This is a genomic window from Actinoplanes sp. NPDC051513 (assembly GCF_044454685.1).
GTDB lineage: Bacteria > Actinomycetota > Actinomycetes > Mycobacteriales > Micromonosporaceae > Actinoplanes.
Map to the genome: position 1 here is coordinate 68,202 of NZ_JBITDW010000012.1, position 22,768 is coordinate 90,969.

Below are 22,768 nucleotides of genomic sequence, written 5' to 3' on the forward strand. Positions count from 1 at the left end.
GATATCGCACCAAAGGATGATTCATCGTGAGATGACCGACCGATGGGATTTCTCCGCGCCCTTTCGGATGATTGGTGCGGGAGGATCGGACATTGGATCAGTCGCTGTTCACCGTCACGAATCGAGTGGATGCGCACGACCGGCGGCAGGACGAACTGTTCGAGTTCGGCGCGGAGGGGCAGAGCCGCACCTTCGGCCGCGACCACGAGGCATGCGACATCGTCATCTGGCCGGCGCACAACGGCACCTCGCTCGCCCGCCGGGCCGGCGAGATCTGGCGCTGGGGCGACGAGCTGTGGATCCGCAACCTCTCCACCACCCACGAGATCGACATCAGCACGCCGGGAAATCCCCCTGAGCAGCCGTTACGCCGGCGGCGCGACCATGCGGCCCGGGGCGCCGCGTGCAGCATTCCGGGCCCGATCGCGGTCGTCACGGCGCCCGGCGGCTGCCTGCTGGAGATCAGGCAAGACCAGATCGCGTACGCCGGGCAGGCCCTCGACTACGGCCTGGCCGAGCCCACCGTCGCGGTCGTGCCCGAGGTCCCCGACGAGTACCGGCGGCTCGCGGCCGCGCTGTGCGAGCCACTGCTGCGCGGCAGCCGGCTCCCCGCCGCGTACGCCGAGGTCATGGCCCGCCTGAAGCTGTCCAGCCTGCGCGCGTTGCGACGGGACGTCGAGGCCCTCTGTGAGCATTACACGGGCGCGTCCGCGCAGTTGGCCCGCCGGGTCGAGCAGCGCCGCCGGCGGCAGGAGGCGACCCTCGGCGGCCTTCCCGATCCGGTCCGGCACGGCGCGATCTACAAGTTCGACCTCCCGGATTCTGCCGACGCGAGCGCGGCCGACTCCCGGGCCGGAGGTCTGGCGTTGCCCGATTACTACGAGGTCGCGATTCTGCTGGTCCGGCACTACCGCATCACCATCGACGATCTCGTCCTGATTCCCGCTGCCGAGGCTTCCTAGTGTCGAACGATCACATCGACCCGGAGCCTCCTCCGGGTTATCTCCTGGAAGATCGGATCTCCGCCGGCGGCTCGGCGGTGGTCCATCGCGCCCGGAGCCGCCGGTTCCGCGATCCGGTGGCCCTCAAGATCTGGCACGAGCCGCTCGACGCCGTCGGGCGGGAGCGGTTCCTCCGCGAGATCGGGGTGCTCCGCGCGCTCGCCGGTGATCCGCACGTCATCCAGATCCTCGACGCCGGGGCGCCGCCCGACCGGCCCGCCTGGCTGGCGATGGAGCTGTGCGACGAGTCGCTGGCCGACCGCATGCGCCGCGGCCCGGTCCCGGCCGGCGAGGCGTTCGCGCTCGCCGACGACATGCTCGCCGGGCTCGCCGCCCTGCACGCGAACGGTCATCTGCACCGCGACATCAAGCCCGAGAACGTGCTGCTCGAGGACGGGGTGGCGAAGCTCGGCGACCTGGGCATCACGGCGCCGGTCACGGCCCTGACCGAACACCACCTCGCGGGCACCGGGCCGTACCTGGCGCCCGAGCTCGCCACCGGCCAGCCGACCGTGCGCACCGACCTCTACGCGGCCGCGCTCGTCCTCGACCAGCTCTTCGAGCCCCTCGGCCTCGATGCGGTCACCCGGCTGCTGACCCGGGCATCCTCGAGCCGGCCCGCCGACCGCCCGGCCGGCGCCGGGGAGCTCCGGGCCGCGCTCGCCGCCCTCGACCCCCATCCGCGGGCGCCCGCGCCGGAAACCCCGGCACCGGAAAGCCCCGCGACGGAACGCCCGGCATCGGAAAGCCCCGCAACGAACAGCCCGGCGTCGGAAACCCCGCCGGCGCACGAGCGAGGCCGGCGGCTGAGCCCCCGCCTCGCCGTCACGATCGGCGCGGTGCTGGTGCTGACGACCGTCGGCGGTTGGCGGCTCATGCCCGCCCTCCAGGCGACCGCCGATCCCGTGACTCCGCCCGCGAGCGCGCCGTCCGGCGCCACCATCAGCACGACGTCCGCCGCGACCAGCGCTTCGCCAGCCATAGCTCCGGCAACCGGCACGTCGCCGGCGCTGAGCACGCCGCCAACGGGGAGCACGACGTCGCCTGCCACCCCGCCGGCCGGATCGCGCCCCACGCCGGCCCCGGCCCCGGTCACGGCGAGCGCCGGCCCGAAGGCCCGACCCGCGACGACCAAGCCGACCTCGCGCGCCTCGACCGCGGCGGTGAAGGCCCCGGACGGGAGTGACTGCTTCGACACCGCCGTGTCCGGGAGCTTCGACCTCGAGCAGGACACGATGATCGCGGGTGGCCCCAACTACACCAGCGCGGCCTGCCACGACATCCACATCAAATTGACATCGGCGACCTATCGGACGTACGCCCGCTCCTGCACCGAAACGGCGGACGGCGGATCGATCGTCGGGTGCAGCACGTGGATCCTGCTCTCCTACGCCGACACCTGGGACACGCTGTCGACCGGCGTCGCGGGCGGCTCCCGATGGCAGTTGCAGATGCGCGCCGAGGACGCGGAGACCGTCGAGTTCCAGTACACCGAATGACCTCGCCGGCGGGGAGGGCAGGCCTGCCCTCGCGCTTGTGGCGGCCGGCGCCGGATGCTTCCCCGGCACGACGTCCGCCACTCCACGCAGCAAGAGGTGATCTCCATGGGTCTCGCACAACGACACCGCACCCGCCGGATCGGTCTGTCCGCCGCCGTGCTGGCCGCCTGCGCCGGACTGCTCGGCTTCACCGCCGCCCGGGCGAACGCCGCGACCGCGCCGCCGGTCCACCGCAGCGCCGCCCCCGTGGTCGGCATCCAGGCCGGCCCGGGCGGCCACGGGTACTGGCAGGTCGCGTCCGACGGCGGCGTCTTCGCCTTCGGTGACGCGAAGTTCTACGGCTCGATGGGCGGCAAGTCGCTCAACAAGCCGATGGTCGGCCTCACGTCCACGCCGAGCGGCCGCGGCTACTGGGAGGTCGCCGCCGACGGCGGGATCTTCGCGTACGGCGACGCCGGCTTCTACGGCTCGATGGGCGGCAAGCCGCTGAACAAGCCGGTCGTGGGCATGGCCGCCACGCCCAGCGGCCGCGGCTACTGGCAGGTCGCTGCCGACGGCGGGATCTTCGCCTACGGCGACGCCGGCTTCTACGGCTCGATGGGCGGCAAGGCGATGAACGGCCAGGCGGTCGGGCTGGCACCGACACCGTCCGGACGCGGCTACTGGATCGCGGCCTCGGACGGCGGGATCTTCGCGTACGGCGACGCCAAGTTCTACGGCTCGATGGGCGGGCAGCCGCTGAACAACCCGGTCGCCGGGATCGCGGCCGCACGCGACGGCAAGGGGTACTGGCTGACCGCGTCCGACGGCGGCGTGTTCGCGTACGGATCGGCCGTGTTCCGTGGGTCCATGGCCGGCCGCAAGCTGGGCGGCGCGGTCAACGCGATCACCCGCACCCCCGACGGCGGCGGATACCTGATGAGCGGCGTCGACGGCGGCGTGTTCGCGTACGGGAACGCCGGCTACTACGGCAACACCAGTTACACGCCGCCGACGCCGCCGGCCGGTTCCATCGGGCAGAAGGCCGCGAACCTCGCCGTCGGCTGGCGTGGGTACGACTACCACGGCGTGAACAACGACATGTGGCACGCGAGCTACAGCCCGCAGTACTGGTGCAGCGACTTCGCCACGTACGTCTGGCAGCACGCCGGCCGCTCGGTGCCCACCTACCCGGCGGTCGCGAGCTTCTGGAAGTGGGCGCAGAACAACGGCCGCGCCACGACCGACCTGTCGCACCCGCACGTGGGTGACGCCCTCTTCTACGGCAGCAGCCACGTCGCCATCGTCATCGTCGTGAACGCCAACGGCACCATCCTGACCGCGGACGGCGACACCGGCGGCAAGCGCGGCAGCGAGGCCACCTTCGCCGGCACCGCCCACGTCCTCGTCCACGGCCCGTTCGACCCGCGCACCCGCAAGGGCCCGATCGGCACGATCACCGGACTGGCCACGATCGCCTGAGAGCCGCCATCGCCGGGTCACCTCGCCACAAGCGGGTGGCCCGGCCTTTTTCGTACGGGTCTCGCACCGCCCCCCGCGGAAGGCCGGTCGCCCCTACGATGAGCGCGTCGGGCGAGCCGAGGAGGACGCTGCCGTGGTCGAGCGCCGCCCGTTCGCCTGGCTGCCCGCCGGGGTCGTCGCGGCCGGCGTGACCGCGCTGCTGCTGATCACCGCGGGGGGCTACGGCTACCACCGCGACGAGCTCTACTTCCGCATGCTGGGGCAGCATCCACAGTGGGGCTACGTCGACCAGCCGCCGTTCACGCCGCTGATGGCGCGCGCCGGGATCGAGCTCTTCGGCGACACCGTGTGGGCCATGCGCGTCCCCGCCGCGATCCTGCTGGGCCTGGTCGCGCTGGTGGCGGCGGCGATCGCCCGCGAGGTCGGCGGCGGCGCGGTCGCGCAGGCGCTCGCCGCGTCGGGGGCGTTCAGCGCGGTCCCGCTCTCGGGCGCACACGTCACCTCGACCGCCGACGCCGATCTGCTGGTCTGGCTCGGGGTCATCTTCTTCGTCATCCGGGCGCTGCTGCACGAGAGCCCGCGCGCCTGGCTGGGCGCGGGTGTGGTCACCGGCCTCGGCCTCTACAACAAATACCTCGTGGTGCTGCTCCTGCTCTGCATCGGCGCGTCGATCCTGCTGGTCGGGCCGCGCAAGGCGCTGCTCTCGCCGTGGCTGTGGGCCGGCCTGGGCCTGGCGCTGCTGATCGGCCTGCCCAACCTGATCTACCAGGTGGCGAACGACTTCCCGCAGGCGAAGATGGCCGAGGCGGTGGCCGAGAACAAGGGCGACGACTCCCGCACCCTGCTGCTCCCGCTGCAGCTGGTGTTGCTCGCCGTGCCGCCGGTCTGGATCGCCGGCATCGTCACGCTGCTGCGCGACCGAAAGCTACGACAGATTCGAGCGCTGGCCGTCGCGTACCCGTTGATGGTCGTCCTGGTCTTTGTGATCGCCGGCCAGCCCTACTACACGATGGGGCTGCTGTACGGCCTGTTCGCGATCGGCGCCGTGCCGACCGAACGCTGGCTGAGCGGCCACCTGACGCGGCAGATCGTTGCCGGCTCGGCGATCGTGGCGCTGACCGGGTTCGGCGTGGTGACCGCGCTGCCGCTGGCGCCGCCGAAGACCTTCGCCGGGCTCAACGAGACGATCGCCGATCAGGTCGCCTGGCCCGAGTACGTGCGCCAGGTCGCCGATGTCTACGAAAGCCTCCCGCCCGACGACCAACGGCGGGCGGTCCTGTTCACCGGCAACTACGGCGAGGCCGGCGCGCTCGACCGGTACGGGAAGGGCCTTCCGGAGGTCTACAGCGGACAGAACGAGCTGCACCACTTCGGGCCGCCGCCGGACGACAAGACCGTGGCGGTCGTCGTGTTCCAGGCGCCGCCCACGGTTCTCGGCGGCAGGTGTGAGGCCCGCGCCGCGCTGCACAACAGCGAGGGCGTCGAGAACGAAGAGCTCGAGGCCAAGGTGTACGTCTGCCGCCTCGCCGAGCCGTGGCACACGCTGTGGCCGCGCGTGCAGCACTATGACTGACATGAGCTTCGACAGCGTCGCGCCGATCGTCCCCGTACGCGATCTCGATGTCGCCCTGGACCGCTACCGCCGCCTGGGTTTCGCCGTCCGCGCCTACGCCGGCCCGCAGCGGTACGCCTTCGCCGACCGCGACAGCGTCTCGCTGCACCTGAGCGAGCACGGCCCGAGCGAGCACGGCCACGAGCACGGCCCGAGCGAGCACGGCCCGAGCGAGCACGGCCACCAGCACGGTCACGCGCACACGTCGGTGTACCTCTACGTCTCCGACGCCGACGCGGTACATCGCGAGTGGACCGGCGTCGAGGGCCATCTCTCCGAAGTGGAGGACACGCCGTGGGGGATGCGCGAGTTCGCGTACGCCGACCCGGACGGCGTCGTGTTCCGCGTCGGCCACCACTTGCCGTGACGAGCCTCGACGGCGCGACCGACTGGATCGACGGACGGCCGGCCACGGACGGCCGCGTCGTGCTCGTCAACTTCTGGACGCTCACCTGCATCAACTGGCTGCGCCAGGCGCCGTGGATCCGGGCCTGGTGGCGCGCCTACCGCGACGACGGGCTGGTCGTGGTGGGCGTACACACGCCGGAGTTCTCCTTCGAGCACGACGCCACGCTGGTGCGGCGCGCGGTGACCGAGCGCGGGATCGACTATCCCGTGGCCGTCGACGACCACTCCGCGATCTGGACGGCCTTCGACAACCGGTTCTGGCCCGCGCTCTACTTCGCCGATCGGGACGGTGTGATCCGCGACTTCCACGTCGGGGAGGGACGGTACGAGGAGTCCGAGCGCTCCCTGCAACGGCTGCTCGGGGTCGACCGCCCGCTGACCGCCGTCGCGGGGAACGGGGTCGAGGCGGCGGCCGACTGGGATCACCTGCGCACGCCCGAGATCTATCTGGGCGGCGGCGCCGAGCCGGGACGCCGCGCGTATCTGCATTTCAACCAGTGGGGCACGGCGGGCGAGTGGACGGCCGACCCCGAGAAGATCGTGCTGGCCGAGCCGGGCGGGAGCATCGCCTGCCATTTCCAGGCCCGCGACGTACACGTCGTGCTGTCACCGGGCGCCGGCGGTCCCGTTGCCTTCCAGGTGTTCCTCGACGGGGAGGCGCCCGGGCGGCATCGCGGGACCGACGTCGACGAGGGCGGCCGCGGCATGCTCCGGGACGGCCGCCTCCACCACCTGATCCGCCAGCAAGGGCCGGTCCGCGAGCTCACCGTCGAGATCGCCTTCCTGGGCGCCGGCGTCGAGGCGTACGCGTTCACGTTCGGATAGGCCGAGCGCCAAGCCGGCCGCCACCACCGCGACGCCGAGCCAGACGAGCAGGGACGGAAGCGGGCCGCCGAGCGCCACCCCGGTCGCCGCGGCCGAGATCGGCGCGACCCCGGTCAGCAGCCCGGCCCGGGCCGCGCCGACCCGCTGGACGCAGGTGTACCAGAGCACGAACGCCAGCGCGGTCACCCCGACCGCCAGATAGGCGCCCGCCAGCAGATCGGCGGTGTTCAGCCGCAGCACCGCGCCCGGACCCTCCCACACCACGCCGGTCACGGCGAACAGCACCGCCGCCATCCAGGTCGAGTGCACCGACACGCCCAGCGGGCCGTGCCGCCGCAGCACCGGCACCGCGAGCAGCGTGAACCCGGCCTCGCAGGCGAACGTCACCACCGCCCACAGCAGACCGATCCGGTCGGCCCGCCCGAATCCCTGCACCAGCGCCGCCCCGGCGGTCACCACCACCGCCGCGAGGACCAGGCGTGCCGCGGGCGGGTGGCCCTCGAGCAGCGGCCCGAGCACCGCGAGCAACACCGGCACGCAGGCCACCGCGACCCCGAGCACGGCCGGCTCGGCGTGCCGGGCGCCGAAGACCAGGGCCAGGTTGAAGGCGAACATGCCGGTCACCACGACGCCCGCCAGCCAGAGCCATTCGGCGCCGCGCGGGCGCACCAGGCGGCGGGCGACCAGCGTCAGCAGCAGCGAGGCCACGGCGTAGCGCAGGGCCTGCACGGTGAGCACGGGCGTGTCGGCGAGCACGCCGGAGACGGCGACGCTGCCGCCGACGAAGACCATGCCGGCGGCGCCGGCCAGGAGCGGTAAGGCTTTCACGCCACGAATGCTTCCGGCGGGTATGGTCCGGTTGAAGGGCCAATCCTGATGGGCAAAAGGAGGACCAATTTCCGGATCCGACTTTCTCCAGCTGCGCGCCGAGGATGCGCCGGTCAAGGGCCTCACCGCCTGGCTGACGGCGGGCCTTCGCGACGCCGTAGCCGCGCGCCGGCTCGCCTCGGGCACCCGCCTGCCCGCCACCCGGGTGCTCGCGGCCGATCTCAAGATCTCCCGAGGGGTGGTGGTCGAGGCTTACCAGCGGCTGATCGACGAGGGTCTCGCGACGGCCCGCACCGGCGCCGGCACGACCGTCCTCCACCTGGCCGACGAATCGGCGATCTCGTCGGACAGGCGGACCACTCTCAGCAAGCTCCAGCTTCCCCTCCCGCCGAGCGAGGGCATCGACCTCTCTCCCGGCGTACCCGATTTGTCGGCCTTCCCGAGGGCGCAATGGCTGCGGGCGGAAAAGGCGGTCCTCGACGGGATCACCGCCGCCGACCTGGGCTACGGCGACCCGGGCGGCACCCCCAAGCTGCGGGACGAGCTGATCGGCTGGCTGCGGCGCACGCGCGGGGTGCGGGCCGACGCCGACGACATCATCGTGGTGAGCGGCGTGGCACAGGCCCTCGCGCTGCTGGCGCAGACGCTCCGGGCGAGCGGCGTGACCGCCGCCGCCGTCGAGGATCCCGGTTCGCTCGGGGCGCGGGATCAGATGACCCATTGGGGCGTACGGCCCGAGCCCGTCCCCGTCGACGACGAGGGCATCCAGGTCGACCGGATCACCCAGGAGGTGGCCGTCCTGACCCCGGCGCACCAGTTCCCGACCGGGGTCGTCCTGAGCCCCGCCCGCCGCCGCGCCCTGCTGGAGTGGGGCGGCCTGATCGTCGAGGACGACTACGACGCCGAGCACCGCTACGACCGGGCGCCGGTCGCCGCCCTCCAGGGATCGGCGCCCGAGCGGGTCGCGTACGCCGGAAGCGTCTCCAAATCCCTGGCGCCGGGCATGCGACTCGGCTGGATGATCGCCCCCCGCCGGCTGCAGCCGGCCCTGCTCCAGGCCAAGCACGACACCGACCTCGGCAACCCCGCCCTCCCCCAGCTCGTGCTGGCCCGCCTGATCGCGTCCGGCGACTACGAACGGCACCTGCGGATGGTCCGCTCCCGTCAGCGCCGCCGCCGGGACGCCCTGCTCGCGGGGTTACGCCGGCACCTCCCGCACGCCCGGGTCACCGGCGTCGCGGCGGGCCTCCACCTGCTGATCATGCTGCCCGCGGGGACCTCCGACGTTGCCCTGGCCGAGAGGGCGGCCGCGAACGGCGTACGTGTGCAACCGCTCTCGTGGCACCGCTTGGAACCCGGACCACCTGGCCTGGTGCTCGGCTATGCGGCGAATCCGCCGGATCGGCTGGCCGAGGCCGCGCAGCGGCTGGGCGAGATCGTCACCCCACGGTGACGTGGTCGATCAGCCGTTCCATCGAGTTGATCAACGGTGTCTCGACGTCCTTGTAGCTGCTCACCTCGCGCAGGATGCGCCGCCACATGTCGGCGGGCTCGCGCACGCCGAACGCCTCGCAGACACCCTCCTTCCAATTGCGGCCGGGCGGGATGACCGGCCACTTCTTGATGCCGATCCGCTCGGGCCGCACCGCCTGCCAGATGTCGACGTACGGGTGACCGGTGATGAGCACGTTCGGGTCGGTGACGGCGGCGACGATGCGGCTCTCCTTGGAGCCCGGGACGAGATGGTCGACGAGCACCCCGAGCCGGCGCGTTTTCGAGGGCTGGAATTCCTCGACGGCGAGAGCAAGATCGTCGATGCCATCGAGCGGCTCCACGACCACTCCCTCGATCCGCAGGTCGTCGCCCCAGATGCGCTCGACCAGCGCTGCGTCGTGGATGCCTTCGACCCAGATGCGGCTGGCCTTGGCGACCTGGGCCTTGACCCCATCGACGGCGATCGAGCCGGAAGCGGTGATCCGGCGCTGCTTCTCCACCTCGGCCGACGGCTTTCGCAGCGTGACCGCCCTGCCGTCCAGCAGGAACGCCGCCGGCGCCAGCGGGAAGTTGCGGCGCTTGCCGAACCGGTCCTCCAGCACCACCGCGCCCAGCTCGAAACCCACGATCGCGCCGCAGAACCCGGAGTCGGCGTCCTCGACCACCAGATCGGGTTCGGCCGCCACCTCGGGGACCACCCTCTTGCGGCGCCACTGACTCTTGAGCACGTCCTCCCCATACATGCAAGGCACCGTAACCCGTGCGTTGGGACACGCCCTTTCTGACGCTCCGGCCGAGACAACCTTCCCGGTGGGCACGTACCCTTGCTCGCATGTCCCCCGCTGCAGATGCGGCCACTCGCACCGCGCGGCGCTCGACCCGGTTCGCGGCCTGGGTACGCGCCTGGCGCGCGGGCTTGGTGCCGTTCGACGAGCTGGCCGGTGAGATCGCCGCCGACGAGGAACACCTCGTCGCCGACGCGCCCGGCACGTGGACCGACGTGCCTCTCCCCCACGGCCTGCCCGTCTTCGCCAAGGTTCACCCCGACGACATCCGCCTGGTGCTGCCCGCGCCCGGCGACCCCCGCGGCCTGCCCGGCCCCGGCGAGCTGACCGGCGCGGCCATGCTGGCCGGCGAGGCGGTGATGACCCCCTCGTTCGGGGTGGTGCCCGAGGTCAGACGGCACACCTCCGGCTCCGGGGTTGAGTTCGAGACCGTGCTGTGGCGGGTCCACCCGGTCGCCGAATACAAGCCGGTGTTCCAGATGGGCGCGGCCGAGGCCGAGGCCGAGCTGACCGCCGCGCTCGGCGAGGCCACCGCCCAGCTCACCAAGCTCGACGTGGCCCAGTGGAAACCCGAACTGGCCGGCGCCCTGCAGGCGCTGCGCCGGCCCGAGAGCACGGCCACGCTGCCACCCGGCTTCGACCCCCGCGCCCGGCGGCTGTTCGCCCGCGCGAGCGTGCTCGACCAGGTGCTCGCGCTGGCCGAGACCAACGCCCCCGGCGGCGCCATCAACGGGTACGAAGCGCAGCAGCGCGACGCGGCGCTGCGACCACTCATGTCGGCCTGCCGCCAGGCGCTCGTGGCGGCCTGCAATTCGCCACTGCATGCCTGACAAGTTCGCCCACTGCACGTTCTGCGGGGCGCGGTTCACGCCCCGCCAGCGCTGGCCGCGCCGCTGCGCGGCCTGCGGCGAGACCAGCTATCAGAACCCCAAGCCGGTCGCGGTGGCGGTGCTGCCGGTGGGTACGGGCCTGCTGGTGGTACGCCGGGGCATCCCGCCCGCGCGCGACCGGCTGGCACTGCCCGGCGGCTACGTCGACGTCGGCGAGTCGTGGCAGTCCGCGGCGGCCCGCGAGCTGTTCGAGGAAGTCGGCCTGAAGCTGGAGGCCGGCGGCGTGACCCTGTTCGACACGGTCAGCGCCCCCGACGGCACCCTGCTCGTCTTCGGGCTCTTCCCGCCGCTGGCCGACGCGTCGTCGATCCCGGCCTCCCGGCCGAACGACGAGTCCCTCGGCTGGGAGATCCTCTACGGCCCGACCGAGCTCGGCTTCAGCATCCACACCGCGGTCGCGAACCGGTTCTTCACTCCGCCAGCTCGACGGTCACTCTGACGAGGTCGCCCGGCTCGACCGACTGCGCCTTACGGACGGCCTTCTTGACCGGCAGGACGTACACGCCCATCTTGCTGTCCGGGAAGATCGACGTACGCCACGTGGTGAGCCCCACGGTCGCCTTGACCTTCACCGAGCCGAAGCCCCGCCGCTGCCCGCCGGTCAGCTCCCGGATCTCGTCCGACGCCTCGACCGGCAAGCTCACGAACGTCCAGCTGTCGTCGCGGCGCGCCTGCCAGACCCACAGCTCGGCCTCGAATTCCACCAGCACGCGGTCCAGGATCGCACCTGGTGATCGCAGTTACTAGAGTCCTGCTGTCAGGCGACCCGGAGGAGGACCCCCATGGCCCGACGCACGCTGCTGATCGCGGCAACGGCGATGGTCGTCGTGGCCGTCGGTGCGACCGTCGCGCTGGTGGCCGGCCGTACGTCGGGCAGCGCCGCCGCGACGCCCAGCGTGCCCGGCAACCCGCGGGTCAGCGGTCTCAGCTGCAAGGCCGTCACCTTCGCCTGGGACGCCGCCACCGACGACAAGGAGGTGGCGTTCTACGACGTCTACCACGACGGGCAGCTGATGAAGTCGGTGACAACCCTGTCCACCGGGCTGACCGTCGCGCCGGGGGCGAACTGGGGCCTCTACGTCAACGCCCGCGACGCGGACGGCAACGTGTCGCAGGCCAGCACCACCGTGCCCATCACGGTGCCGCAGTGCACCTCCGACAAGAAGGCGCCGACCGCGCCGACCGGGCTCACCGGCAGCGCCTCGGGCACCTCGGTCACGCTGCGGTGGAAGGCGGCCAAGGACAACGTCGCAGTGAAGTCGTACGACATCTACCGCGGCGCCGAGAAGGCCGGCTCGGTGGTCGGCACCACGTTCACCGACAGCGGCCTGAAACCGAAGACCGCGTTCTCGTACTCGGTGGTCGCCGTCGACGCCCAGGGCAACGCCTCGCCGCGCAGCCGGCCCAAGAAGTTCACCACCGGCGCCGCCTGCACCAACCCGGTCTGCGAGGTCACACCGGTCGCCACCGAGACCGACATCCCGTGGGGCCTGACCACCCTCCCCGACGGCAGCATCCTGTACGCCCGCCGCGACGCCCACGACCTCATCAAGCTCGACCCCGCCACCGGGGCCAAGAAGAACGTCGGCACGGTGCCGAACGTGCAGAGCACCGACGGCGAGGGCGGCCTCACCGGTTTGGCCATCGCGCCCACCTTCGCCGCCGACCACTGGCTCTACCTGATGCACACCTCGCCCACCGACAACCGGATCGTCCGGATCCAGCTGGTCGGCGACAAGCTCCGGCCGAGCACCGAACAGGTCCTGCTCACCGGCATCCTGCGCAACAAGTTCCACGACGGCGGCCGCCTGCGCTTCGGCCCCGACGGCAAGCTGTACGCCGCCACCGGCGACGCCCAGAACGGCGACAACGCCCAGAACAAGAAGGGCCTCAACGGCAAGGTGCTGCGGCTCGACCCCGACGGCAGCGTCCCCGCCGACAACCCGTTCGGCAACTACGTGTGGAGCTACGGCCACCGCAACCCGCAGGGCCTCGCTTTCGACTCGCAGGGCCGGCTGTGGGAGCAGGAGTTCGGCAACGCCATCATGGACGAGACCAATCTCATCACCAAGGGCGGCAACTACGGCTGGCCCAAGTGCGAGGGCACCAGCGGCGACTGCGGCGGCTTCATCGCCCCCAAGGCCACCTACACCACCGCTGCCGGCTCCTGCTCCGGCGTGGCGATCGTCCGCGACGCGCTCTACCTGGCCTGCCAGCGCGGCGCCCGGGTGTACCGCTCGCAGATCGCCGGCGACGCCCTCACCGGCACCCAGCAGTACTTCAATGGCACCTACGGCCGCCTGCGCACCATCGAGCCCGCCCCCGACGGCGGCCTGTGGCTGACCACCACCAACGCCGGCGACAAGGACAGCGTCCCCGACAACAGCAACGAGAAGATCCTCCACGTGGCACTGGGCGGGTGAGCCTCCTCCGGCATCCGGCCCTGCGCCGGATCCTGCCCGGCCTGCTGGTCTCCGCCCTGGGCGACGGCATGAGCCTGGTCGCGGTGGCCTGGCTCGCCGTCTCGATCGCCCCGCCGTCCGGAGCCGGCGTCTGGGTCGGCCTGTCGGTGGCGGCCTACGCCCTCCCCGCGACGCTCGGCGCCGCCCTGCTGGCACGCCGGATGCGCGCTCTGCGCGCCGCGAGGTTGGTGGAGGCCGACGCATGGTTGCGCGCGATCACGCTGGGCACGGTGGCGTTTCTCGCGGTGACCGGTGCTCTTTCCCCGGTCGCGTACGTCGTATTGCTCGCCCTTTCCTCGCTGTTGCACGCATGGGGCAACGCCGGGGCGTACACGCTGATCGCCGAACTGCTCCCGCCGGACCAGCGCCTGGCCGGCAACGCCCTGCTGTCCACCTTCACCCAGGCCGCGATCGTCGTCGGCCCCGCCCTGGCCGGCGTACTGGCCGCCCTGCTCGGTCCCGGCTGGGTGATCGGAATCGACGCCCTGAGCTTCGCGTTCCTGGCCATCTCGTCCCGGTGGGTGCCCACCGGACCACCCCCGCCCGCACCCGAGACCGGCGGCTGGCGCACCATCCTGGACCGGCCCCAGCTCCTGGGCCTGATCGTCGTGACCGGCGTCTTCTTCTTCCTCTACGGTCCGGTCGAGGTGGCCCTGCCGGTCCACATCGCCGAGGATCTTTCGGGGTCGGCGCGCTTGCTGGGCCTGTATTGGACGGTCTTCGGCGTAGGCGCCACGGTGGGCGCCATCTCGGCCGCCGCGCTGAAGAACCGCCCGCCGTGGCTCGTCGTGGTCGCCATCATCATCGGCTGGGGCGCGGCGCTGCTCCCGCTCGGCCTGACCGAAGCCATCCTGCCGGGACTGCTCGGGCTCGCGGTGGGCGGCCTGATCTACGGGCCGTTCAACGCCATCGCCACGGCCTTGTTCCAGCGGGCGTCTCCACCCGAGGTGCTGAGCCGTGTGCTGGCCACCCGGGCCGCGCTGACGATCCCGGCCACGTCGCTGGGCACGCTGCTGGGCGGGCCGTTGGTGACCGCCATCGGCGCCCGGCCTACGTTGCTGGCTTCGGCGCTGCTGACGATCGCGCTGGGGGTGGCGGTCGCCGTCGCCCTCTTCGCCCGGAGGCGCGCGGCGCCGTCTCGGCCAGGGTGAGTGCCGCCGGTCCCGGTTGCCGGTGACCGCTCATGGTGCCGCCTGTCGCGGTTGTCGGTGGTTGCGCTGCGCTGCCCATGGCCGGGGGCCGTGCGTGGCCACCCTTGGTGCCGCCCGTCCCGGGCCGTCAGTTGCCGTTCGTTTCGAACGGCAACTCCCCGCCTTCCAGCGCATCAGCGCCACCGGCCGCACCCGCCGCGACCACGCACGACCCTGGCCCATGAGCAGCACAGCCCGACAACCCGGCGATGTCGCCGGCTCAGATCTGGCCCGCCGTGGCCAGCTCGGCGATGAGCAGCTGGATCGCCGGCGCGCAACGCTCGGTGTCGGCCGGCGTGAACCAGGCGATCTCGCCGATCTCGGCGGCCGCGACCGGCGAACCGGCGTAAGCGCCGCCCGTGAAGCAGACCAGGCGGACCGACGTGCCGGGTGGACGGTTGTGGGCAGGGGCCACAATCTCCGTGTAGAGGGTGAGATCGGCAGGGTTCAGGACGAGCCCGACCTCCTCGCGCACCTCGCGCGCGGCTGCCTCGGCGTACGTCTCGCCGGGCTCGGGCTTGCCGCCGGGCAGGTAGAAGGCGTCGGTGTAGTGGGGGCGCACGACCAGGACCCGCCGGTCCCGGACGCAGACCCACGCCGTCGCGATGATCGTGCTCGTCACCGGGCGAGCCTAAGTCGCGCGGCTAGCATGTGGACTTTCGGGGGAGGGAGGCCAGTGACGGGACCGGTGTCGGATCCGTGGACGCTGGCCGTGCACGGCCGGGAGCGGGACGGGGAACGGGGGTTCGAGCCGTTCGGGACGGCCGTGGCGATCTCGCCGCGGCGGGCCCTCACCTGCGCGCACGTGGTGGCCGGCCGGCAAGAGGTCTGGGTGTCGTTCCCCCGGGTCACCACGCTGTGGAAGGTGCGGCAGCGGGTCGAGCGCGTGGAGTACGACCCGGACGAGCCGGCCATCGCGGACGTGGCGGTGCTGCATTTTGCCGAAGACCTGCCTGCGGCGGTGGAGCCGGCGCGGCTGCGGGCGCCGGAACCGGAAGCGCTGCTGGGGCTGCGGTGGTGGGCGTTCGGGTTCCCGGCCAGCAGCCTGCCGCACGGCAACGAGGCTCAGGGCGTGGTCGGCGCCCGGCTCGCGCACGGCTGGGTGCGGCTCGACACCGACTCGCCGTACCCGGTGGAGCAGGGGTTCAGCGGGGGCGGGCTCTGGGTGCCGGACTACGGCGTGGTGGGGATCGTGGGGCGGGCGCGGATCACCGGCGAGCGGCGCGGGGACGCGCAGGCGCTGACGATCGCGCAGGCCGACGTGTTCCTGCCGGGCGAGAAGCTGCGGGTGCTGGTCGACTGGACCGCGGTGGACGCGGGGCCGGTGGCGATGTCGTCGTGGGGCTGGGAACTGGCGACGGACCGGGAAGCGGGACGGCACTGGGTGCCGCGCGGGCGCGGGGTGACGACCGAGGCCGAGCGCGGGTTCCGGTTCCGGGGGCGGACGACCGCGCTGCGCGAGATCGTGGCCTGGCTCGAAAGGACGACGCCCGATCGGCGGGTTCTGGTGGTCACCGGGTCGCCGGGGGTGGGCAAATCGGCGGTGCTCGGGCGGATCGTGACGACGGCCGACGCGAAGCTGAGGGCACGGCTGCCGGCGGAGGATGTCGCGGTGCGGGCCTCGCTCGGGTCGGTGGCGTGCGCGGTGCACGCGAAGGGCAAGACCGCGTTGGAGGTGGCGAAGGAGATCGCCACCGCCGCCTCCGTCCCGTTGCCGCGGGAGCCCGAGGAGCTGGCCGTCGCGATCAGGGAGAAACTGGCGCAGAACACCAACAGGTTCAACGTGGTGATCGATGCGCTCGACGAGGCCGACACGGCCGACGAGGCCCGCCTGATCCTCAGCAAGGTCGTGCTGCCCCTGGTGCAGACGTGTGCGGACAAGGGCGCGCAGGTGGTGCTGGGCACGCGGCGCAACGACTCGCGGGGCAGTCTGCTGGCCGGGCTGGCCGGCGAGACCTACACCATCGACCTCGACGAGGGGCGCTACTCGGAGCTGGACGACCTGCAGGCGTACGCGTCGGCGACACTGCGCCTGATCGGCGACGAGCGGCCGGGGAACCCGTACGAGAACGAGGCGATAGCCAACCCGGTGGCGCGCCGCATCGCCGAGCTCGCCGAAGGGAATTTCCTGGTCGCCGGTCTGGAGGCGCGCCGGCGCGGGATGTACGACACGACCGCGACCGGCCCGGGCAGCGTGACCCTGACGCCCTCGGTCGACGCCGCGCTCGACGCGTTCCTCGCCCGGCTCTCCCCGGTCGGCGGCATGCCGGCCCGCGAGGTGCTGACCTCGCTCGCCTACGCCGAGGCGCCGGGCTGGACCACCGCGCTGTGGAAGGCCGCCGCCGAGGCGCTCGGCGGCCGCGTCGCCGAGCCGGCGCTCGACCGGTTCGCCCGCTCGGCCGCCGCGAACTTCCTGGTGGAGACGTCGCAGGAGGGGCACGAGTCGGTGTTCCGCCTGTTCCATCAGGCGCTCAACGACGCCCTGCTGCGCCCCCGCGGCCGGGGCGGCGCCCGCGCCGACGAGCGAGCCCTCGTGGGAGCGTTCCAGGCGCTGGGCCGCGAGCACGGCTGGTCCGCGGCCCCGTCCTACCTGCTGCGCTCGCTGGCGGGGCACGCGGGACGCGCCGGGCTGATCGACGACCTGCTCGCCGACGACGACTTCCTGTTGCACGCCGATCTGCTGCGGCTGATCCCGGCCGCGGCCGACGCGACACGGGAGAGGGAACGCGCGCACCTGCTGCGGCTCACCCCTCAGGCGGTCACCGCGCCGGCCCCAGAGCGGGCCGCGCTGCTCAACGTCGTGCAGGCGCTCCAGCTGCTGCCGCCGACCATCGTCCACCCGGCGATGCCGTACCGGGCGCGCTGGGCGCACACCGCGCCGCGCATCGAGCACGCCGCGCTCGAGGGGCACACCGACTGGGTCAACAGCGTGTGCGCGGTGAAGGGACTGCTGGCCTCGGCCGGCGACGACGCGACCATCCGGCTGTGGAACCCGGCGACCGGCCACGAGCAGGCGGTGCTGACCGGCCACGCCGGACCGGTGAACAGTGTCTGCGCGGTGCGGGGCATGCTCGCGTCGGGCGGGAACGACGGCACGGTACGCCTGTGGAACCCGGCCACCGGCCGTCAGCAGAAGCTGCTTCGCGCCCACACCGGCCCGGTCACCGCGGTCTGCGCGGTCAAGGGCCTGCTCGCCTCGGCCGGCGGCAACACGGTGCGGATCTGGGACCCGGGCACGGGCCGCGAGATCGCCGTGCTCACCGGCCACACCGACTGGGTGAAGGCGGTCTGCGCGGTCAAGATCCGCGGTCGCGAGCTGGTGGTGACAGCCAGCAAAGACCTGACCGTGCGGCTGTGGGACCCCGAGACCGGCGCGCAGGAGACGATCCTCGAGGAAGACGCGGCCTGGATGACCACGCTGCGGTCGGTCACCATCGACGGCCGGTCGTTGCTGGCGGCGTCCACGATCGACGGCACCGTGCGGCTGTGGGATCCGGCGAGCGGGCACGACTTCGCGGTGCTGCGCGGTCACACCGGCCCGGTCAACGCGGTCTGCACCATCGGCGCGAAGATCGCGACCGCCTCCAACGACACCACCGTGCGGCTCTGGGACCCGCACACCGGCCGGCAGGAAGCGATCCTCGAGGGCCACGCCGACTGGGTGAGCAGCGTCTGCGCCGTCGACGGCATGCTCGCCTCGGCCGGCGGCGACCGCACCGTGCGGCTGTGGGACCCGGCGACCGGCCACCGCCACGCGGACGCCGAGGCGCACGGCGAGCAGGTCCGGGCGGTGTGCGCGGCCGGGGACGGCCTGCTCGCGTCGGCCGGGGAGGACGGCGCCGTGCGGTTGTGGGAGCTGGCCGACGGCGCTCAGCGCCACGAGTTGCGCGGCCACCACACCGGCGGGGTCAACGCGATCGCCACCGTCCCGGTGCGCGGGCAGACGCGTCTCGCCTCGGCCGGCGACGACGGCACGGTCCGGCTGTGGGACGCGACGGCCGGCCGCCCGCTGATCGTGCTGCGCGGCCACACCGGCCGGGTGCGCGCGGTCGCGGCCGTGGTGACCAACGGGCGGGTGTTGCTCGCCACCGGCGGCGACGATCACACCGTACGGCTGTGGGATCCCGCCACCGGCCACCAGCAGGGCGTCCTCAAGGGCCACAACGGCACGGTCAACGCGGTGAGCGCGATCAACGTCGCCGGCCGGGTGATGATCGCTTCGGGCGGCGACGACCGGACCGTACGCCTCTGGGATCTCGCTCCCGGCCGCCGACCGCGCATCCTCGCCGGCCACGCCGGCCCGGTCACCGCGGTCTGCGCCATCAACGGCCTGCTCGCCACGGCCGGCGACGAGACCGTACGGCTGTGGAACCCGGAGTCCGGCCTGCTGGAGGCGGTCCTCGAGGGGCACACCGGCCCGGTGACGAGCCTCGCCGCGGTCGACGGCATGCTCGCCTCGGCCGGCGGCGACGGCACGGTCCGCCTCTGGGACACGCGCACGGCCCGCGCCACCACCATCCCCATCCACTTCCCGGTCAGCTCCTGCGCGGCGGTCGGCGGCGGCCTCGCCGTCGGGGTCATGGCCGGCCTACTCGTGCTGGAGATCGCCGCGGCGTGACGACGTTCAACGAGTTCGTGGTCAAGGTGCACAGCCGGTGCAACCTGGCCTGCGACTACTGCTACGTCTACGAGTCGCCCGGCCAGTCGTGGCGGGAGCAGCCGCGGCTGATGACCGACGAGACGTTTGCCGACGTGTGCCGGCGGATAGCCCGGCATCGCGACGGTCCGGTCAGCCTGGTCTTCCACGGCGGGGAGCCGCTGCTGGCGGGCGCCGCGCGGATCGAGCGCTTCGCCACGCTTGCGCGGGAGATCATCGGGCCGGTCCGGCTGCGTCTGCAGACGAACGGGACGCTGGTCACCGCGGGCTTCGCCGCGGCGTGTGCGCGGCAGGGCATCCGGGTCGCCGTCAGCCTCGACGGTGGTCGCGCCGCGAACGACAAGCATCGGGTACGGGTGGGCGGAGGGTCGAGCTTTTCCCGCGTACGGGAGGGGATAGCCCTTCTGAAGGCGGAGCGTGACGTCTTCGCGGGGTTGTTGTGCGTGGTGGACACGTCGAACGACCCGGTGGCGACCTATGCGGCGCTTGTCGAACACCGGCCGCCGAGCGTGGACTTCCTCCTGCCGCACGCGAACTGGGCCGCGCCGCCGCCGAGACCGGGAACCTACGGTGACTGGCTGGTGGCGGTCTTCGAGCGCTGGTACCGCGCGCCGGTGCGGGAGACGCGGGTGCGGCTCTTCGACGACATCGTGACGCTGGTGCTGGGCGGGAGCGTGGCATCGGAAACCGTGGGTCTGGCGCCGGTGCGGGTGGCGGTCTTCGAGACGGACGGGTCGCTCGAGCAGGTGGACGCGCTGAAGACGGCCTATCCGGGCGCCGCCTCGTTGCCCTCCGACGACCTGAACGCGGCCATGTCGGCGCCCGGGGTCGTGGCGCGGCAGATCGGAGCGGCCGCGCTGGCCCCGGAATGCCTGCGCTGCCCGGTGCGCGACGTGTGCGGCGGCGGCAACTACGTGCACCGCTACCACCCGGCGCGCGGCTTCCGGGCGCCCTCGGTCTACTGCGCGGACCTGCTGAGACTCGTCACGCACATCGCGGCGGCGGTGCGGTCCGACGTGGCGCGGCTCAGTCGATCACGATGACCGGGGTGCCGGCGCCGACGTGGTCGAGCAGGGTCTGCTGAGCGGCGGCGGGCAGGCGGATGCACCCGTTGGAGACGCTGCGGCCGAAGGCGGACTTGCGGTACCAGGCGTGGATGCCGGTGTGCGCGTCGCGCAGACCCGGCGCGACGGCGTCCCGGTCGTCGGGGACCGCGCCGAGGACCAGGGCGTCCTTGCCGGCGTAGACGGCGCCGTGGGTTCCGGTGCGGCCGAGCACGAAGGTGCGGCCCAGCGGGGTGGGCGTCCGGGTGCTCCCGGTCGCCACGGTCCAGCTCTCCGCGCGTACGCCGTCACGCAGCCACGTCAGGTCGTGCGTGCCTCGCCGCAGGATGAGTTGGTCGCGCAGCGGCCGCGAATGCCACCCGCCGGCCGGCAGCCAGCCGATGCGCCGGTTGGTGGAGGGCAGGAGCACGGCCACCCAGCCGGGCCGGCGCTCGACGATCGGGACGGTGACCTCGACGCCGCGGATGCTCGGCGGCAGGAACGCCCGTGGCCTGCCGCCCGGCGCGTCGTAGAGGGGTAGCTTCTTCGGAGCGTGGAGTCCCTCGGTGAGCGGGGTTGTCGCCGTTGGCGCCGGGTCCGCCGGGAAGCCGCTCGGCACGTGGCGGTAGGTGATGACCGGCAGATCTTTCGGAGCTTTGATAGCGACTTTTACCGGTTTGGCGGTCTTCTTGGGTTCTATCGGAGCGGCGGGATGCGCTATCACCGGGGCGGGGACAGGGGCGGGGGCTGTTGCCTTGCTCAGGCCCGCGATCACGCAGAACGACAGCACCAGCGCGCACACCGGTGCCGTCCGTCGGGTACGGGCCAGACTCACCCGCACACCTTAGGCACCGTTGCGCCGAATTCGTGGCGTTTCAGCCCTCGCGCATCAGCGCCACCGCCGCCGCCCGGCTGCGGACCTGGAGGCGGTCGAAGACGTTCTCGAGGTGCTTGCGGACGGTGGAGTCGGCAAGGCCCAGGCGGCGGGCGATCTGTCCGTTGGTGTAGCCGGCCGCGACCAGGCCCAGCAACTGCCGCTGCCGGTCGGTGAGGTTCGTCGTGCCCGGCGTGTCGCGCAGCCGGTGCAGGTGCGGGCGCAGGAGGGTGAGCAGCGCCCGGTCGCGCTCGCCGAAGTCGGCCCCGCGGCCCCGGAACAGCACCAGCCGCACCGTGCGCCGGGCCGGGCTGGGCAGGCAGAGCATGATCTCGCGCTCCACGCCGTTGGGGCGCAGGTAATCGGCGTACATGCCGGTGTTCTTCAGCTCGCGCAGCGTGTAGAAGTCGGAGAACGTGGTCACCCGGCTCTGGTCGCCCGAGTCGTCGGGGTAGCTGCACGGGCGGCAGGCCGCGTAGTGCCGCCAGAACGCGGCCTCGTCCGACTCGCCGTCCCGCGGGAGGTCCTGCCCCCACGGCATCGTGCGGCGGTCGCTGTCGAGCTGGAAGAACGCGATCGCGTCGCAGGGGATCAGGGCCATCAGGCCGTGCAGTACCGACCACGGCAGCGCGCCGGGGCTCGGGGCAAGGTCGTCGGGGTCGGCGACGCGGAGCATGGTGCGCACGTCGCGATCACTGAGCGTCATCCGCTGTGCCACGGACTCACGGTAGACGGGGCTCGCTCGTACGACGAACGTCGTATGGCCCGGCGGACCGTCCCGCCCGCAGTCTTGCCTGCATGGCTGGATTGTGGATACCGGGTCCGCCGCTGAACGTGGCGCGCGGCGGGCTGATCAATGCGACATTCAAGACGGCGTACGCGATCGGGGGTTTCACCACCGGGTTCGGCACCGAGTTGGACGCGGTGGAACGGCTCGACCGGGACCGCGGACGGTGGATGCCGGTGGCGCCGATGCCGACCGCGCGGGGCAACCCGGCGGCCGCGGCGGCCGGCGAGCGGATCTACGTGTTCGGCGGCTTCATCGGCGACAAGCCGGTCGATGTCGTCGAGGTCTTCGACCCCGCGAACAACCGGTGGCAGGTTCGCCGCCCGCTGCCCGGCGGCGGGCGGGGCGGCGCGGCGGCGGCAACGGCCGGCTCGCCGACCGCCACGGCCGCCGAGCGGATCTACCTGGTCGGCGGCTTCGACGCGGACGACATCGCCACCGGCGCGGCCGAGGTCCACGACGCGGCGGCCGACGTGTGGCGCGGCGTCCGGCCGATGCCCACCCGGCGCGGCCTGCTCAAGCTCGCGGTGGTGGGCGGCCAGATCTACGCGATCGGCGGGCGGGACGACAACGCGGTCTCCCAGCGGGTGGTGGAGCGATACGACCCTGCGACCGACACCTGGCACGCCGCGGCGCCGATGGGCACGGGCCGCGGCAACCCGGGCATCGGCGTGGCGGCCGGGAAGATCTACGCGGTCGGCGGGCAGGGCGCGGGCGTCGCGCTGCGGACCACCGAGCGGTACGACCCGGCGGCCGACCGCTGGGAGACGCTGTCGCCGCTGCTGGCGGTGGGCCGCAGCTCGCTCTCGGCCGACCACGTCATCATCGGTGGCAGGGACCTGCTGATCGCTTTCGGCGGCTTCGAGATCGCCGGCGGGACGCCGGTGGCGAGCGCCCGCGTGGAATCGCTAGCGCTCTGAGTCCCGGCTCCGCGGCCGCACGCGGCCTCCTA

General features: G+C 72.8%; 19 protein-coding genes and 1 pseudogene. 14 read left to right on the top strand and 6 right to left on the bottom strand.

The window, feature by feature from the left end; all coding sequences use genetic code 11:
• The first annotated feature begins 92 nt into the window (after positions 1 to 92).
• The 6 genes from ACIA5D_RS31940 to ACIA5D_RS31965 all read left to right on the top strand — a co-directional run bounded on the left by ACIA5D_RS31940 (position 93) and on the right by ACIA5D_RS31965 (position 6,806).
• A complete protein-coding gene (locus ACIA5D_RS31940) occupies positions 93 to 962 on the top strand; it encodes a hypothetical protein (RefSeq protein ID WP_396034067.1) in 870 nt (289 codons plus the stop codon).
• Positions 962 to 2,500, top strand: a complete 1,539-nt coding sequence (locus ACIA5D_RS31945) for a protein kinase (RefSeq protein WP_396034068.1) — start codon at positions 962 to 964, stop codon at positions 2,498 to 2,500. The genes ACIA5D_RS31940 and ACIA5D_RS31945 overlap by 1 nt, the downstream gene beginning before the upstream one ends.
• A 105-nt stretch (positions 2,501 to 2,605) precedes the next feature.
• Positions 2,606 to 3,961, top strand: coding sequence for a CHAP domain-containing protein (locus tag ACIA5D_RS31950; RefSeq protein WP_396034069.1), 1,356 nt, complete (start codon positions 2,606 to 2,608; stop codon positions 3,959 to 3,961).
• Between the two features lie 133 nt (positions 3,962 to 4,094).
• Positions 4,095 to 5,534 carry a glycosyltransferase family 39 protein gene (locus ACIA5D_RS31955; RefSeq protein ID WP_396034070.1) on the top strand — a complete coding sequence of 480 codons (1,440 nt, stop codon included), beginning with the start codon at positions 4,095 to 4,097 and terminating at the stop codon, positions 5,532 to 5,534.
• Position 5,535: 1 nt separating this feature from the next.
• On the top strand, positions 5,536 to 5,940 hold the full coding sequence (locus ACIA5D_RS31960; RefSeq protein WP_396034071.1) for a VOC family protein: 405 nt from the start codon (positions 5,536 to 5,538) through the stop codon (positions 5,938 to 5,940).
• Positions 5,937 to 6,806 (top strand): redoxin domain-containing protein, encoded by an 870-nt coding sequence (locus tag ACIA5D_RS31965; RefSeq protein ID WP_396034072.1) that lies wholly within the window; start codon positions 5,937 to 5,939, stop codon positions 6,804 to 6,806. Before ACIA5D_RS31960 ends, ACIA5D_RS31965 begins: the two co-directional genes overlap by 4 nt.
• 63 nt (positions 6,807 to 6,869) lie before the next feature.
• Here ACIA5D_RS31965 and ACIA5D_RS31970 read toward each other — a convergent pair.
• Positions 6,870 to 7,598 (bottom strand): annotated as a pseudogene (locus ACIA5D_RS31970) (DMT family transporter); the annotation flags it as partial.
• 169 nt (positions 7,599 to 7,767) lie between these two features.
• Here ACIA5D_RS31970 and ACIA5D_RS31975 point away from each other — a divergent pair.
• The gene (locus tag ACIA5D_RS31975) at positions 7,768 to 9,087 is read left to right on the top strand and encodes a PLP-dependent aminotransferase family protein (RefSeq protein WP_396034195.1); all 1,320 of its coding nucleotides are present in this window, start codon (positions 7,768 to 7,770) and stop codon (positions 9,085 to 9,087) included.
• Here the strand turns inward: ACIA5D_RS31975 and ACIA5D_RS31980 are convergent.
• Positions 9,074 to 9,871 carry a DUF3097 domain-containing protein gene (locus ACIA5D_RS31980; protein ID WP_396034073.1) on the bottom strand — a complete coding sequence of 266 codons (798 nt, stop codon included), beginning with the start codon at positions 9,869 to 9,871 and terminating at the stop codon, positions 9,074 to 9,076. The two genes, ACIA5D_RS31975 and ACIA5D_RS31980, sit on opposite strands and share 14 nt — an antisense overlap.
• A gap of 89 nt (positions 9,872 to 9,960) precedes the next feature.
• On the opposite strand from ACIA5D_RS31980, the gene ACIA5D_RS31985 reads away from it, so the two are divergent.
• Together ACIA5D_RS31985 and ACIA5D_RS31990 are read left to right on the top strand one after the other, a co-directional pair.
• Positions 9,961 to 10,743 carry a hypothetical protein gene (locus ACIA5D_RS31985; protein WP_396034074.1) on the top strand — a complete coding sequence of 261 codons (783 nt, stop codon included), beginning with the start codon at positions 9,961 to 9,963 and terminating at the stop codon, positions 10,741 to 10,743.
• Positions 10,736 to 11,242, top strand: a complete 507-nt coding sequence (locus ACIA5D_RS31990) for an NUDIX domain-containing protein (protein ID WP_396034075.1) — start codon at positions 10,736 to 10,738, stop codon at positions 11,240 to 11,242. The genes ACIA5D_RS31985 and ACIA5D_RS31990 overlap by 8 nt, the downstream gene beginning before the upstream one ends.
• Here the strand turns inward: ACIA5D_RS31990 and ACIA5D_RS31995 are convergent.
• Entirely contained in the window at positions 11,214 to 11,513 is a 300-nt protein-coding gene (locus ACIA5D_RS31995; RefSeq protein ID WP_396034076.1) for a DUF1905 domain-containing protein, read from the bottom strand. The two genes, ACIA5D_RS31990 and ACIA5D_RS31995, sit on opposite strands and share 29 nt — an antisense overlap.
• Positions 11,514 to 11,585: 72 nt before the next feature.
• Here ACIA5D_RS31995 and ACIA5D_RS32000 point away from each other — a divergent pair, with 72 nt between their 5' ends.
• Both ACIA5D_RS32000 and ACIA5D_RS32005 read left to right on the top strand, forming a co-directional pair.
• Complete coding sequence (locus ACIA5D_RS32000; RefSeq protein WP_396034077.1) at positions 11,586 to 13,226, top strand: PQQ-dependent sugar dehydrogenase; 1,641 nt, start codon at positions 11,586 to 11,588, stop codon at positions 13,224 to 13,226.
• Positions 13,223 to 14,416, top strand: a complete 1,194-nt coding sequence (locus tag ACIA5D_RS32005) for an MFS transporter (protein WP_396034078.1) — start codon at positions 13,223 to 13,225, stop codon at positions 14,414 to 14,416. The genes ACIA5D_RS32000 and ACIA5D_RS32005 overlap by 4 nt, the downstream gene beginning before the upstream one ends.
• Before the next feature lie 259 nt (positions 14,417 to 14,675).
• Here ACIA5D_RS32005 and ACIA5D_RS32010 read toward each other — a convergent pair whose 3' ends face one another.
• Positions 14,676 to 15,077, bottom strand: coding sequence for an NUDIX domain-containing protein (locus ACIA5D_RS32010; protein WP_396034079.1), 402 nt, complete (start codon positions 15,075 to 15,077; stop codon positions 14,676 to 14,678).
• A gap of 54 nt (positions 15,078 to 15,131) precedes the next feature.
• Here ACIA5D_RS32010 and ACIA5D_RS32015 point away from each other — a divergent pair, with 54 nt between their 5' ends.
• On the top strand, positions 15,132 to 19,073 hold the full coding sequence (locus tag ACIA5D_RS32015) for a trypsin-like peptidase domain-containing protein (RefSeq protein ID WP_396034080.1): 3,942 nt from the start codon (positions 15,132 to 15,134) through the stop codon (positions 19,071 to 19,073).
• A complete protein-coding gene (locus ACIA5D_RS32020) occupies positions 19,070 to 20,155 on the top strand; it encodes an FxsB family cyclophane-forming radical SAM/SPASM peptide maturase (protein WP_396034081.1) in 1,086 nt (361 codons plus the stop codon). The genes ACIA5D_RS32015 and ACIA5D_RS32020 overlap by 4 nt, the downstream gene beginning before the upstream one ends.
• On the opposite strand, the gene ACIA5D_RS32025 is transcribed toward ACIA5D_RS32020, so the two are convergent.
• On the bottom strand, positions 20,139 to 20,990 hold the full coding sequence (locus ACIA5D_RS32025) for a L,D-transpeptidase (RefSeq protein WP_396034082.1): 852 nt from the start codon (positions 20,988 to 20,990) through the stop codon (positions 20,139 to 20,141). The genes ACIA5D_RS32020 and ACIA5D_RS32025 overlap by 17 nt on opposite strands.
• Positions 20,991 to 21,030: 40 nt before the next feature.
• Positions 21,031 to 21,747, bottom strand: a complete 717-nt coding sequence (locus ACIA5D_RS32030) for a response regulator transcription factor (RefSeq protein WP_396034083.1) — start codon at positions 21,745 to 21,747, stop codon at positions 21,031 to 21,033.
• Positions 21,748 to 21,827: 80 nt separating this feature from the next.
• Between ACIA5D_RS32030 and ACIA5D_RS32035 the strand changes: the two genes are divergently transcribed.
• Positions 21,828 to 22,736 (top strand): Kelch repeat-containing protein, encoded by a 909-nt coding sequence (locus ACIA5D_RS32035; RefSeq protein ID WP_396034084.1) that lies wholly within the window; start codon positions 21,828 to 21,830, stop codon positions 22,734 to 22,736.
• The last annotated feature ends 32 nt before the right edge of the window (positions 22,737 to 22,768 follow it).